Consider the following 13,191-nt stretch of genomic DNA (forward strand, 5'->3'; position numbering starts at 1 on the left):
GTTGGCCGTACAATACATTATCGGGCAACTGAACACTCCGGTCGAGCAGCTTATGAATTTCATCTACCAATGGCAGGATGTAAGCATCAGTCTGGATCGGATGAATGAAATTCACGAGCAAAAAGAGGAGGAAAATACCAATCGGACGGTTGCTTCTTTTCCGCGAAATGCAGAGAAAACAATCCACATCGAAAACCTTTCATTCCAGTATAACGGCGGCAATTCGCCGATGGTACTCAAACATATCGACCTTGCAATCCCCGAGGGAAAAACGACAGCCATCGTCGGTGCGAGCGGTAGCGGAAAGACAACGCTCGTCAAATTGTTGCTGGGCTATTACGAACCGACGCAGGGAGAAATTTCGGTTGCCGAACAACCATTGCAGAATTTCAATCTTTCATGGTGGCGAACACAATGCGGTGCCGTCATGCAAGATGGTTATATTTTTTCCGAATCGATAGCAAAAAACATCGCCACTTCCGATGATAAAATTGACTTGGAAAAGTTGCGTTACGCCGCGGAGGTTGCCAATATTCATGAATATATCGAACGATTACCGTTGAAATACAATACTCAGATCGGGCAAGATGGACAAGGGCTAAGTCAAGGGCAAAGACAGCGTATCCTGATCGCCCGGGCCGTCTATAAGAATCCGCAATTCATCTTTTTCGATGAAGCGACCAATGCGCTCGATGCAAACAACGAACGACAGATTATCGATAATTTGGAACGATTCTACGAAGGGAAGACTGTAATTATCGTCGCCCATCGCTTAAGTACCGTAAAAAATGCAGACAACATTGTCGTACTTCATAACGGCGAGATCGCGGAACAAGGAACACATGCAGAACTTACAGCCCGACATGGCATGTATTACAATTTGGTAAAAAATCAACTCGAACTGGGAAATTGATATGGATGAACGAACAAACATAGAACTACGAAGCGAAAAAGTACGGAGCATTGTCGGGAAAATGCCCCCGTTCCTTCTTCGCATGGGCATTTCTATAATTGCAGGGGTTATACTTGTCGTTTTAGGACTGCTGTACTATATCCCTTATCAGCAAACTATTACCATTCCGGTGAAAATCAGCTTTTATAATGAAGATTCGACAAGCCATGCCGAATCCCATATTCCCCTGCAAGAAGTTCGCTCCATTCAAATCGAACAAAACGCAACAATAACCATTCAAAGTTTGCAAGGCAATTATAACATATACGGGCAGGTGTATAAGCTGGCGGAAAATAACGGGTTTGTCGATATTGATATTCTTCTTACAGATACCGCGTCCCATTCCGAACATTTAAGCACCCAGCCCACAGGCATAGCAACAATTCATATTTCCAGAAAACCGATTTTAAAGAGAATTATCAAAAAATCATAGAAGCAGAACAACCCCAATATTGAATTAGGTGTGCATTATAGATAATATGCACATCAAGTTCGTCTATGCAAAATTATTCACCTTTCAAAGAATAAATCTCCGCCATTACGGTCATAACAAGATACAAAATTGGAACTAAGAGATTTACAACTAAAAAGATGAATAATTATGACACATTATATTACAGCGGAAACACTATCCCGCTGTATAACAGAGGTTATTACAGCACACGACGAACAATTAGCGAAATTTACAGAACTATTGCATGATCTGTACGATACAAGTACGAACGCCGTCGAATTGTTTCGTATTTTGAATCATACTCGCATCCGATTATTGCATTGCCCTCCCGCAATCGCTAATCGTATTGACCATTTGCTGAAAGTTGCTATCGGCTATATTGACACCGAACTGGAATTACTTGCACGATACGGTAACCGAAATACTACCCATGAGACACGGTTTCGCTGGACTGGCAGCCTTGTAGAATTGGTCGAGATCATCTATGCATTCGACGAATTGCACTGCATTAACGACGGCGAAACCCCTATCAACGAATTGTTTTCATTCTTCGGAAGATTGTTCGGTATGGAGATGAAAGAAAGTCATTGTTACAATGCCTATACGGATATGAAACGCCGCAAGAACGATAGCCGGACGTACTTTCTCGACAAGATGCGCGAGCGGCTGAACCTGCGAATGCAGTGCGACGACGAGAAAGAGCGCGAACGACGCAAATAAATCAGTATGTTAACGGGAGAAATATCACTTATTTCTCCCGTTTTTTATTACTTTTGCTAAAAGTCATTCGCAATGGAAAAAGAGAACCATATTTCATCATATAATGCGGATTTCATCCGCGAAATCAAGCAAATCGTAACTCTCGCCCGACAAAAGGCTTATACCGCAATCAATTCGGCAATGGTCGAAGCCTATTGGCAATTGGGCAAGCGCATCGTGGAGCAGGAACAACAGGGAAAAGATAGAGCTGATTACGGTTCACAGTTGTTGAAATCACTCTCGAAAGAACTTACGGCAGAGTTCGGCAAAGGGTTTTCTATCAATTCATTATACTATTACAGGCAATTTTATGTCTTCTTTCCCGAAAAACTCCCCACAGCGTGGGGAATTTTGACGTGGTCGCATTATAAACGTCTGTTAAGCGTCTCTAATGCCGATGCCCGCGCATGGTATCTGAAAGAGGCCGCCGAGCAGATGTGGAGCTACCGCACACTCGACCGCAATATCGGCTCGCAGTATTACGAGCGGTTGCTGCTCTCTCAACGCAAGGAGACGGTTAAGTCCGAAATGGAGGCTCTGACCACCCCATTCGAACACGATCGCATGGAGTTCATCAAGAACCCGACCGTCGCCGAGTTCATCGGTCTTGCGCCCAACAGCGATTTCTCGGAATCGGATTTGGAAAAAGCAATCATCGGCAACTTGCAAAAATTTCTGCTCGAATTGGGTAAGGGGTTTTCGTTCGTCGCGCGGCAGAAATTAGTCCGCACCGAAAAGAAAGACTATTTTATCGACCTCGTATTCTACAACTACATCCTCAAATCGTTTGTGCTGATCGACCTCAAAACGACGACCATCACGCACCAAGACGTGGGACAGATGGATATGTACGTCCGGATGTATGATGAGCGGGTGCGCGGCGAGGACGACAACCCGACCATCGGCATCGTCCTTTGTTCGGAGACCGACGAAGATATTGCCCGCTACTCTGTTCTGCACGACAACGACCGTCTGTTCGCCTCGAAGTACATGCTCTATATGCCGACCGAGAAAGAACTCCGTGAGGAGATTGAACGACAAAAGGAGTTCTATCGGTTGCAACACGGAGAAAACGAGTAGCAGGAGTTATAAAGAAAACGAGCCGTATTCGCGGCTCGTTTTTGTTTCGATTACTTCTGCTGCAACAGATGCGCTAACGCCGGATCGTTTTTGATGCGCTCTAACTCGTCGGCGACGATTTGCCGCACGTCGGCCTTGATTCGGTTATAATTTTCCTGTATCGTCTCTTTCATGCGGTCGTTGCCCTCCTCGTCCGTGAAATCGGTAATGACGGGAATCTTCTTGTAGGCTTCCTCCTCCTGCTTTACTTTTTCAGCATCCACAACAATCTCGCAGTGGAAAATTTTCTGCTCGATACGTTCCGTAAAGTTGTCCGACACGGAGCCGACGAACATACCCTGCGTCAATCCCGAAATCTTCGAGGGCGGGATGAGCGAATCCATCTGCGTATTGATAGATGTAGACTTGTCGTTGCGATTGATCGTGATGCTCTGCCGCTTCTGCAACACCTTTCCGAAGCGCTCCGAGAGCGTCTTGGCCGTTTCACCAACCACCTGACCGGAAAAGATATTGCCGACGGTGTTCATCACGACTTTGGCCTCCTTGTCGCCGTAATCGCGGACGAGCTGGGAGAAGTCCTGAAATCCCAAACATACGGCCACCTTGTTGCTTCGGGCTGTGGCAATCAGATTGTCCAACCCTTTGAAATAGATAGTCGGCAACTCGTCGATGATGACTGACGATTTGAGCATACCTTTCTTGTTGATGAGTTTTACGATTCGAGAATTATATAATCCGAGGGCTGCGCCGTAAATATTCTGCCGGTCGGGATTGTTTCCGACACAGAGGATTTTCGGCTCCTGCGGGTTGTTGATGTCGAGGGTAAACTCGCTGTCGGACATGACCCAATAAAGCTGCGGCGAAATCATGCGCGAAAGCGGTATTTTCGCCGATGCAATCTGTCCCTGCAGCTGCTCCGCCGCACCTCCGAGCCATGCGTCCATAAAGGGCGAGAGGTAGTTTTCGAGTTCGGGATACGAAGTCAGAATCGGGAAAATATCCTCGTAACGGCGGTTCAAGAACTCGACGGCGTGCGGAAAAGTACAATACCTCCCGTTTCGGTAGATTTTGAGATACCAAATAATTGCGGCAAAAAGGATGATCGGCGATTCGACGAAGAAGTCGCCCTGCTTTTGCACCCACGTCCGATTGAGATTGAGCATGATGGTGTAGGCACTCTCGTAAGCGTCGGTAATGTCCTCCATGAAGTCGGGGTGTATGGGATTGCAGCGGTGCGACCGTCGCGGATCGTCGAAATTGATTACATAGAATTTCGGTTTCACCGCGTATCCGTCCAAGTGGTTCAACAGGTAGTTGTAGGCAATGGTCGAAAGGTCGGGAAACTTGAAGTCGTAGATATACATCGAGTAGCCCTTTTCGATCTGCTGCTTGATAAAATTATTGACCACGGCATAGGACTTTCCGCTGCCCGGCGTTCCGAGTACGATCGCAGCACGGAACGGATTCACGACGTTAATCCAACCGTTGTTCCACCGCTTGCGATAGTAGAAGCGCGTGGGCAGATTTACAGAGTATTCATTGGTCAGAAGGCGCGTCTCCTGCATGAACGATTCGTTCTCGTTATTGAACGGGTCGTCCATGAGGTTGTTCTTCAAAAGGCGGCTCGCCCACAGCCCGGCCATCAGCAGGCAGACGTACCCTGCGGTCGTCGTTGCGACGTAGAGCAGCATTGTCGCCATAAGCGGGAACGGCAAAGCCAGCAGCCACCAGTTCAGAAAAAACAGCACGAAGCCTGCCGCGAGTGCCGTGCCGATGCGCAGCCATGTTATCTTCTCGTCTTTCACGCCCGTCGTTCCCAAACACGAGAGGCCGAGCAGCACGACAGCAAAGAACTTCGTGTAGAGCATGGAGTGGAACAAATGCGCTGTGCGGTCGAAATTCATCAGGATTTTATCGACCACGCCGATATTCATGCCCCACGCAAGGATCGCCTCGTAACAATACCAATAGATATTCATCACGACTAACAATATACTTACGGCACGCAGAAAATCCATGATTTTCGCCAATGCCCTCAAATCATCTTCTTGTTGCATAATTTCGATTTTTAGATTTTACGTTTATTCCTCCTTTTCTTTTTTCGTCGCTGCATCTCGCGCATAAAAGCTTCCTCCTCGGCGTCCATGCCCTGTGTGTCGGCGGTAAACAGCCCCAAACCGCCACTTGCTGCGTCGTCGTAAAGAGACGCATGCGTCGGCATGTCCGCCGTATCCGATTGTTGCGAGAGAGCAATCGGGAGCGGTATGCCCGCCGCCGGAGGTGCGAAATGTTCCTGCAAGGAGTTCGCGGAAAGCTCCTTGTCCAAACGGGAGCCGTTCAACACGCACCCCGTTCGGTGGTCGATGAACGTAGCGCCATAGATACGCCCCGTATCGGTCTTGCGCAGTACGACGTCCACTCCTTTGGCTTTCAGCAGAGCGATGAACTCCGCACGGTCTTTCGTGCGGCGCAGTGCGGCCATTGCTGTTGCTTGGGTTATACCGCCGAGCTTCCGCGCCTTGATTTGCTCCTTGCTTGCAGCACACCACCGCTCGAACGCCTCGTACCCGTATCGTTTACCGAAGCGGGAGGCTTTGAGCGGCGTGCCGATTTTCTCGCCCTTGTCGTCGGTGGCGGAATAGACGAAGCCCCGATACTCCCTGCCGCGCACCTCGCCGCGGCACTCCTCGACGGTTACATTGTAGAGCGCAAGCAGTGCGCGGTATTCTCCGAGCGTTTGAAACCGGTATTTGCCCGATATGCCTTTCAGGACATTGCCGATCTGTCGTTTCACGTCGCCCGCAGCTACATCCACCGTGCAAAGCAATTCGGCCTGCTGCTGCCGCTTGCGTTCGGCGGTATGCAACCCGTATTTGCATTCCAGACCGTCGGTAATACGCTTGCTTCGACGATGCAGGAAATCCTTATTCAAACGCCGTCCGTCTTCATCAACGTTTACGGAGATGATGTGCAGGTGGTGGCGGCCGATGTCTTCGTGCTTAAACACCACGTAGGGTTGATTGCCGTAGCCGAGTTTTTCGAGATATTCCTCGGCGACGGCCGTCAGCTCCGTATCAGTCAGACGGTCGTCGGGGTGCGGATTGAGCGAGATATGGATAACCGTATTTCGGGTACGCACCTGCGCGGGCATGCAGCGAGAGAAATCCTCCGCTGCCCGCCGGATGTCGAGGCGTCCCGTCCCCTCGTCGAAGATTTTGTGCGTGGCGAGCAGCCGTCCCTGGCCCTCGTTGATCTTCTCACCGTTGTAGGCCAATGCCCCGTAAAGCGAGCTTCCTACGTTAATTTTGGCAACCATTGCGTCTGAAATTCATTCGTCAAGGCGAGGATTTGGCGGCTCAAGGCGACGAGTTCTACGGTCTGTTTTTCCAATCTGTAAAGTAAAGCCATCGCCTTTTTCTCCGAAAAGCGGCTTTTCAGCTCCTTGACGGTCTGGTTGTAATTCACGCCGACAGCACGAAACTGTGCGTGTAGGGAAGCGAGCTTCGTGTAATAATCGACGAGTGTTTTGTCGATTTTCAGCACCCGGAACTCGGCCCCGAAGACGCGGGCTTTGATGAAAACGGCTTTCGCGTAAACACCCGACTGCTCGTACATGGCGAGGAATCGGGCATACTCCTCGTCCGTGAAGCGCACCATCACGGGGTGGCAAACCTTGTCTGGTTTGGGAGATTTGCCTCCAACATTTCTTTTCTTTCCGTTCATACTTATGTGGATTTAGCGGTTGCGCAACATAAGCCACCACACACTTCCCAACCGCAGGTTCGAGATCAGGCTTCCCGACTTCGGAGGGGAAGCCACACCCCCCTGCAAGGGCAAGGTCTGTTTCGGAGTTACCCGAAACCCTTTGAGTAACTCAAAGGACACCTTGCTATGTTCCGACGAACATAAAAATCCGTCCGAAGACGGATTGCGGGAGAACCGATTTCGACCGCGGCCTGAAGCCGCGCGATGTACCCTGTCGCTTGGGCGCAAAGGTAGAAGCTTACGATGCAGCTTTTCCGAAGCCGAAAACGCCAAAGGCTATCATCCCGACGCCACAAGCTATCACCTGTTGTTGAGACGGCAGAAGTTGTGATTTTTCGCTGTTTATTTGCCATACGAACCAACGAACAGCCATTGGTTGTAACGAACGGATATTGAACGGAACAACTCGCCGGACAACCGATCGATTCGCCCGACGGACATACGTCGCAAGGACGATTGCAACCAACTACCCAATGTTGCAACCAACCGATGTCGGGCCATTGGGCGGAACATTCGTCCGCACCTACGGCTCTGCCTCGGGCCGGTGGTAAAAACGAACGTTCGCAGAAACGGACAACTCTATGTATAACTATTAAAATTTACAACGGTATGAACAAACCAACCTATGTAGCTTTCTCCACGCAAAAAGGAGGAGCCGGAAAAACGACCATCACGGTGCTGGTCGCAAGCTACCTGCATTACGTCAAGGGGTACAACGTCGCAGTAGTCGATTGCGACTTCCCGCAGTACAGCATCCACGACATGCGCAAACGCGACATGGACATGACGATGAAAGACGACCACTACAAGGTGCAGGCCTACGAGCAGTTCAAACGCCTTGCGAAAAAAGCCTATCCGGTGGTGTGCAGCAAGCCGGACGACGCCGTGGACGCGGCGTCGCGCCTTGTCGAATCGGGTGTCCCGCTGGATTTCGTCTTCTTCGACCTGCCGGGTACGATCAACAATCCGAGCGTCGTGAAAACCATCGCCGCAATGAACTATATCTTCTGCCCGATCGCCGCCGACCGAGTGGTCATGACGAGTTCCATGCAGTTCGCTACCGTCATCAACGAGCACATGATAAGCACCGGCAGAACCGCCGTCAAGGGGTTGCACCTGCTGTGGAACATGGTGGACGGACGCGAAAAGACGGAACTGTATGCTGCCTATGAGAAAATATGCGCCGAATTGGCACTGCCCATTCTGAAAACCTTTCTGCCGGACAGCAAGCGATTCCGCAAGGAAGCAGCGACGGAGCGCAAAGCAGTATTTCGTTCGACGCTCTTTCCTGCGGACAAGTCCCTCGTGCGGGGCAGCAATCTCGATGCGCTCGTCGATGAAATACTGAACACCATAAAACAATAGAGACATGGCGAAGAAACCGAATATCGAAGACATCGACGAGAACTTCATCATCAACTCGTTCCGGCAGGACGACTTGACGATTCCACCGTCAGCACGGGCTACGGAAGTCGCCTCCGAAAACGAGGATGCGGAGCCGTTGCAACGGGAAGAACCTCGCCGCCGAAAAATCAAAAACAAGGAGACGGATTACCGCTCGCTGTTCCTGAAAGAGGCAGCCATTCCCGCACGCATCGGTAAGACGGTCTATATCCGCAAGGAGTACCACGAGCGGATACAACTTATCCTGCGGGTCATCGGCAAGGACGAAGTGTCGCTGTTCAGCTACATAGACAACGTGCTGGCGCACCATTTCGAGACCTATCAGGCCGAAATCACCGAATTGTACAACGAGCATAACCGCTCCATCTTTTAGCCTATGGAAACGCTATTGGTATGCCTACTTGCGGGTTATGGCGTGTGGCTGGCGGCGTATCTACTCTGGGAGAAGCGGCAGTCGGAACGCCCCACGCCGCAGACGGATGTCGCGTCTCCGAAACGCCGAGACGACGTGCCGGATATTGTCGGCAAGAGCAGCTTCCGCATGAAGCCGACGACGCCAGAGACTATCATTCCGACGCCACAAACCATCACGCCCGCAGAAACGGAATCAGCGGCGGAAAAAGCGTCTACATTTGCCCTCGAAGCCGAAAAACGCAGCCCCGCACGCCTTACCGACGAAGAGCTGGATGCGGCGTTCGAGCATCTGGAAATTCCCGACGTTCCGCTCGAATACGAAAACGACGAGGCGGCAGGTGCGGATGAGGAAATGCCGCTTGCGATACACCCTGCGGGTTACGCCTCCGGCGTGAGCTTCGAGCAGATCGACCGAGCGGTCAGAACCGCCTCCAATACCTCGGCGACCGATGCGGAGCGCAGAGAAGCGGGACGGGTCTTCGAGCAGATAGAGGGCACGGAACTGTACGACCGTCTGGTCAGCGATTCCGCCGCTATCGGAGAGAAAATATCGGGGTTAATGGATTGCTATTTAAGTCAGCCGATCTCGACGGAAGGGGACGCGGGGACGGTAGCAGTCCGACCCCGAAACATTGCCGATGCGCCGGACGACACGGACGGGTTCGACATTCGGGATTTTGTATAACGATTAAAAACGAACGAGCGATGAAAGAGAAAGAGTACGGGTAGCTGTCCCACGACAAAACAGGCCACTAAATCCACAAGTAAAAATCAGTATCAACCCACCGGGCGGGCTATCCTCCCGTCCGGCACAATCGAAAAGCAATCTATGACGAAGAAGCATCTTCTTTTTTCGGCAGCCCTTCTGCTGGCTGCCGCCTCGGCCTTTGCGCAGGGCAACGGCCTTTCGGGTATCAACGAAGCCACGAGCATGGTAACAAGCTATTTCGACCCCGCGACGAAACTGATATACGCCATCGGCGCGGTAGTAGGACTTATCGGCGGCGTCAAGGTCTACGGCAAATTCTCGTCGGGCGACCCCGACACGTCGAAGACCGCCGCCTCGTGGTTCGGCGCGTGTATCTTCCTGATCGTGGCGGCGACGATTCTGCGTTCGTTCTTCCTCTAATCCGACGACGATGGCAGAGTACCCTATCAACAAGGGGATCGGCCGTTCGGTAGAGTTCAAGGGATTGAAGGCGCAATACCTTTTCATCTTCTGCGGAGGGCTGCTCGCCTTGTTCGTCCTGTTCGTCATCCTGTACATGGTCGGCATCGACCAATGGTTCTGTATCGGCTTCGGGACGGTGTCGGCCTCCGTTCTGGTGTGGCAGACATTCGCCCTGAATGCCCGGTACGGCGAACACGGACTGATGAAGTTAGGCGCGCAGCGCAACCGTCCCCGATACCTCCTGAACCGCCGCCGCATCTCCCGATTATTTACCCGTAAAAAAGCAACGAATGAGAAATACACTTAAAGCGACGACGCTCGAATCGAAATTCCCGCTGCTGGCTGTCGAGGAGGGGTGCATCCTCTCCAAAGAAGCCGACATCACGGTGGCGTTCGCTGTGGAACTGCCGGAGCTGTACACCGTAACCGCCGCCGAGTACGAAGCGATACACGCCGCATGGTGCAAGGCGATCCGCGTGCTGCCCGATTTCAGCATCGTGCACAAGCAGGACTGGTTTGTGCGCGAGGAATACCGCCCCGAATTGCAAAAAGAGGAGATGAGTTTCCTCTCGCGTTCGTTCGAGCGGCATTTCAACGAACGACCCTACCTCTACCACACGTGCTACCTGTTCCTGACGAAGACGGCCAAAGAGCGCAGTCGCCGACAGAGCAACTGGAGCACCCTCTGTCGGGGACATATCATCCCGAAAGAGATTCGCGACAAGGACGCTGCGGCCAAGTTCATCGAAGCGACGGAGCAATTCGAGCGCATCATGAACGATTCGGGCTTCATCCGCCTGCGCCGCCTGACGTCGGACGAGATTACCGGCACGGCGACCAAAACCGGATTGGTGGAGAAATACTTTTCTCTTTCACCGCAGAACACCGCTTGCTTGCAGGACATCGCCCTCGCACCGGACGAGATGCGCATCGGCGACAACATTCTGTGCCTGCACACGCTTTCCGATGCAGAGGATATGCCCTCGTCCGTGGCGACCGACACTCGCTACGAGAAACTCTCGACCGACCGGAGCGACTGCCGCCTGTCGTTCGCCTCGCCCGTCGGGCTGCTGCTGCCGTGCAACCACATTTACAACCAGTATCTGTTCATCGACAACAGCGAAGAGAACTTGCAACGGTTCGAGAAGAGCGCCCGCAACATGCAGTCGCTCTCGCGCTACTCGCGCTCCAATCAGATCAACAAGGAGTGGATCGACGAGTACCTGAACGAAGCCCACAGCCTCGGTCTCACCTCCGTTCGCGCCCACTTCAACGTCATGGCATGGTCGGACGACCGCGAGGAACTGAAACGCATCAAGAACGACACGGGCAGCCAGCTCGCAGCGATGGAGTGCACCCCGCGCCACAACACGGTGGACTGCCCGACGCTCTTCTGGGCGGCCATACCGGGGAATGCAGCCGACTTTCCTGCCGAAGAATCGTTCTACACCTTCATCGAGCAGGCGGTCTGCCTTTTTACCGAGGAAACCAACTACCGCTCGTCGCTCTCGCCCTTCGGCATCAAGATGGTGGACAGGCTTACGGGTAAACCGCTGCATCTCGATATTTCCGATCTGCCGATGAAGCGCGGCACGATAACCAACCGCAACAAGTTCGTGTTGGGGCCGTCGGGCAGCGGCAAGTCGTTCTTCACCAACCACCTCACGCGGCAGTATTACGAGCAGGGAACGCATATCGTGCTGATCGACACGGGCAACTCTTATCAGGGGTTGTGCGAGATGATCCGCCGCAAGACGGGCGGCGAGGACGGTATTTACTACACCTATACCGACGAGAACCCCATATCGTTCAACCCTTTCTTCACAGACGACAAAGTGTTCGACATCGAAAAGAGGGAAAGCATCAAGACGCTGCTACTGACGCTGTGGAAAAAGGACAACGAACCGGCCACCCGTGCGGAGGAGGTCGCCCTCTCGAACGCCGTCGCGCTCTACATCGAGCGCATCAAGCGCGACACCGCCGTCATCCCGTCGTTCAACACGTTCTACGAGTTCGTGAAGACCGACTACCGCGCCCTACTGGAAGAGAAACAGGTGCGGGAGAAGGATTTCGACATCGCGGGATTTCTCAACGTGCTGGAACCCTATTATCGAGGCGGGGAATACGACTACCTGCTGAACAGCGACAAACAGTTAGACCTCTTGCAGAAGCGGTTCATCGTCTTCGAGATCGACGCCATCAAAGATCACCCGATTCTCTTTCCCGTAACGACGATCATCATCATGGAGCTGTTCATCAACAAGATGCGCCGTCTGAAAGGTATCCGCAAGATGATACTTATCGAGGAGGCGTGGAAAGCCATCGCTTCGGCGAATATGGCTTCTTACATCAAGTATCTCTACAAGACCGTCCGCAAGTTCTACGGCGAAGCCGTCGTAGTTACGCAGGAGGTGGACGACATCATCTCGTCGCCGATCGTCAAGGAGAGCATCATCAACAACTCCGACTGCAAGATACTTCTCGACCAGCGCAAGTACATGAACAAGTTCGACCAGATTCAGGCGCTGCTCGGACTGACGGACAAGGAGAAGGGACAGATTCTCTCGATCAACATGGCCAACCACCCGTCGCGGTTCTACAAGGAGGTATGGATCGGACTGGGCGGTACGCAGTCGGCGGTCTATGCCACCGAAGTGAGTGCCGAGGAGTATCTCGCCTACACGACCGAGGAGACGGAGAAGTTGGAGGTCTATGCCCTTGCCGAGAAATTAGGCGGCGACATCGAGGCGGCGATCCGGCAGTTGGCCGAGCAGCGCAGAAACAAACAGTAATCAATCATCCAAACAAGAAAGCGTATGAGTATGAATAAACAACGGCTGCTCACGTTGAGCGGCTATCTGGTGGGCTTGGCAGCCATGATGCTGCAAGCCTGCATCGAGACGAAAGAGACCGACTGCGGCAAGCTCTGCGGCAACTGGGTCAGCGTACAGGGCAAACCCGACGTACTGATCTACCGCGAGGGCGACGCCTACAAGGTTACGGTCTTCAAGCACAGCGGCATCCGTCGCAAGCCGAAGCCCGAAACCTACCTGCTGCGCGAGGAGGAGGGCAACCTCTTCATCAACACGGGTTACCGCATCGACATCGCCTACAACGAGGCGACGGACGTGCTGACCTTCTCGCCGCACGGCGACTACACCCGTGCGAGTGAAAAACAATAACAACCACTAA

The 13,191-nt window shown here is 52.4% G+C and carries 13 protein-coding genes and 1 pseudogene (1 of these 14 cut by a window edge); 11 read left to right on the forward strand and 3 right to left on the reverse strand.

Features of this window, described 5'->3' with window-relative positions:
- The 4 genes and pseudogenes from QZ298_RS01720 to QZ298_RS01735 form a co-directional block, all read left to right on the forward strand.
- A pseudogene (locus QZ298_RS01720) lies at positions 1-913 on the forward strand (peptidase domain-containing ABC transporter); it begins 1,257 nt to the left of the window's first position.
- A gap of 1 nt (position 914) precedes the next feature.
- On the forward strand, positions 915-1,385 hold the full coding sequence (locus QZ298_RS01725) for a hypothetical protein (RefSeq protein ID WP_289739766.1): 471 nt from the start codon (positions 915-917) through the stop codon (positions 1,383-1,385).
- A 168-nt stretch (positions 1,386-1,553) separates the two neighbouring features.
- Positions 1,554-2,126, forward strand: a complete 573-nt coding sequence (locus tag QZ298_RS01730) for an RteC domain-containing protein (RefSeq protein ID WP_296005002.1) — start codon at positions 1,554-1,556, stop codon at positions 2,124-2,126.
- Positions 2,127-2,198: 72 nt separating this feature from the next.
- Positions 2,199-3,245 carry a PDDEXK nuclease domain-containing protein gene (locus tag QZ298_RS01735; RefSeq protein ID WP_296005003.1) on the forward strand — a complete coding sequence of 349 codons (1,047 nt, stop codon included), beginning with the start codon at positions 2,199-2,201 and terminating at the stop codon, positions 3,243-3,245.
- Positions 3,246-3,295: 50 nt separating this feature from the next.
- Here the strand turns inward: QZ298_RS01735 and mobC are convergent, their stop codons facing one another.
- Genes mobC through mobA form a run of 3 tightly spaced genes read right to left on the reverse strand, consistent with a single transcriptional unit; the run spans position 3,296 to position 6,968 of the window.
- On the reverse strand, positions 3,296-5,305 hold the full coding sequence (mobC, locus tag QZ298_RS01740) for a conjugal transfer protein MobC (protein ID WP_296005132.1): 2,010 nt from the start codon (positions 5,303-5,305) through the stop codon (positions 3,296-3,298).
- Between the two features lie 8 nt (positions 5,306-5,313).
- Positions 5,314-6,561: a conjugal transfer protein MobB gene (gene mobB, locus QZ298_RS01745; RefSeq protein WP_296005004.1), complete on the reverse strand. Its 1,248-nt coding sequence runs from the start codon at positions 6,559-6,561 to the stop codon at positions 5,314-5,316.
- Positions 6,540-6,968: a conjugal transfer protein MobA gene (gene mobA / locus QZ298_RS01750; protein WP_296005005.1), complete on the reverse strand. Its 429-nt coding sequence runs from the start codon at positions 6,966-6,968 to the stop codon at positions 6,540-6,542. Before mobA ends, mobB begins: the two co-directional genes overlap by 22 nt.
- Before the next feature lie 651 nt (positions 6,969-7,619).
- Between mobA and QZ298_RS01755 the strand changes: the two genes are divergently transcribed.
- From QZ298_RS01755 to QZ298_RS01785, 7 genes are all read left to right on the forward strand, one after another.
- Entirely contained in the window at positions 7,620-8,375 is a 756-nt protein-coding gene (locus QZ298_RS01755; protein ID WP_296005006.1) for a ParA family protein, read from the forward strand.
- 4 nt (positions 8,376-8,379) lie between these two features.
- Positions 8,380-8,787, forward strand: coding sequence for a DUF3408 domain-containing protein (locus QZ298_RS01760; RefSeq protein ID WP_296005007.1), 408 nt, complete (start codon positions 8,380-8,382; stop codon positions 8,785-8,787).
- Between the two features lie 3 nt (positions 8,788-8,790).
- A complete protein-coding gene (locus tag QZ298_RS01765) occupies positions 8,791-9,513 on the forward strand; it encodes a conjugal transfer protein TraD (RefSeq protein WP_296005008.1) in 723 nt (240 codons plus the stop codon).
- A 144-nt stretch (positions 9,514-9,657) separates the two neighbouring features.
- Positions 9,658-9,957, forward strand: coding sequence for a DUF4134 domain-containing protein (locus tag QZ298_RS01770; RefSeq protein ID WP_296005009.1), 300 nt, complete (start codon positions 9,658-9,660; stop codon positions 9,955-9,957).
- Positions 9,958-9,967: 10 nt separating this feature from the next.
- Positions 9,968-10,306, forward strand: coding sequence for a DUF4133 domain-containing protein (locus tag QZ298_RS01775; RefSeq protein ID WP_296005010.1), 339 nt, complete (start codon positions 9,968-9,970; stop codon positions 10,304-10,306).
- Positions 10,290-12,791 (forward strand): TraG family conjugative transposon ATPase, encoded by a 2,502-nt coding sequence (locus QZ298_RS01780; protein WP_296005011.1) that lies wholly within the window; start codon positions 10,290-10,292, stop codon positions 12,789-12,791. The genes QZ298_RS01775 and QZ298_RS01780 overlap by 17 nt, the downstream gene beginning before the upstream one ends.
- A gap of 24 nt (positions 12,792-12,815) precedes the next feature.
- Positions 12,816-13,181, forward strand: a complete 366-nt coding sequence (locus tag QZ298_RS01785; protein WP_296005012.1) for a DUF3876 domain-containing protein — start codon at positions 12,816-12,818, stop codon at positions 13,179-13,181.
- Positions 13,182-13,191: the final 10 nt, after the last annotated feature.

This window comes from uncultured Alistipes sp. (genome assembly GCF_910580175.1).
Taxonomy (GTDB): domain Bacteria; phylum Bacteroidota; class Bacteroidia; order Bacteroidales; family Rikenellaceae; genus Alistipes.

Bases quoted from the DNA above. Each gene is read 5' to 3' on its own strand.
- QZ298_RS01775 (WP_296005010.1), top strand. From the start codon at position 9,968: ATGGCAGAGTACCCTATCAACAAGGGGATCGGCCGTTCGGTAGAGTTC.
- mobA (WP_296005005.1), bottom strand. From the start codon at position 6,968: ATGAACGGAAAGAAAAGAAATGTTGGAGGCAAATCTCCCAAACCAGAC.
- QZ298_RS01785 (WP_296005012.1), top strand. From the start codon at position 12,816: ATGAGTATGAATAAACAACGGCTGCTCACGTTGAGCGGCTATCTGGTG.
- QZ298_RS01765 (WP_296005008.1), top strand. From the start codon at position 8,791: ATGGAAACGCTATTGGTATGCCTACTTGCGGGTTATGGCGTGTGGCTG.
- QZ298_RS01735 (WP_296005003.1), top strand. From the start codon at position 2,199: ATGGAAAAAGAGAACCATATTTCATCATATAATGCGGATTTCATCCGC.
- QZ298_RS01770 (WP_296005009.1), top strand. From the start codon at position 9,658: ATGACGAAGAAGCATCTTCTTTTTTCGGCAGCCCTTCTGCTGGCTGCC.
- QZ298_RS01730 (WP_296005002.1), top strand. From the start codon at position 1,554: ATGACACATTATATTACAGCGGAAACACTATCCCGCTGTATAACAGAG.
- mobB (WP_296005004.1), bottom strand. From the start codon at position 6,561: ATGGTTGCCAAAATTAACGTAGGAAGCTCGCTTTACGGGGCATTGGCC.
- QZ298_RS01780 (WP_296005011.1), top strand. From the start codon at position 10,290: ATGAGAAATACACTTAAAGCGACGACGCTCGAATCGAAATTCCCGCTG.
- QZ298_RS01760 (WP_296005007.1), top strand. From the start codon at position 8,380: ATGGCGAAGAAACCGAATATCGAAGACATCGACGAGAACTTCATCATC.
- QZ298_RS01755 (WP_296005006.1), top strand. From the start codon at position 7,620: ATGAACAAACCAACCTATGTAGCTTTCTCCACGCAAAAAGGAGGAGCC.
- QZ298_RS01725 (WP_289739766.1), top strand. From the start codon at position 915: ATGGATGAACGAACAAACATAGAACTACGAAGCGAAAAAGTACGGAGC.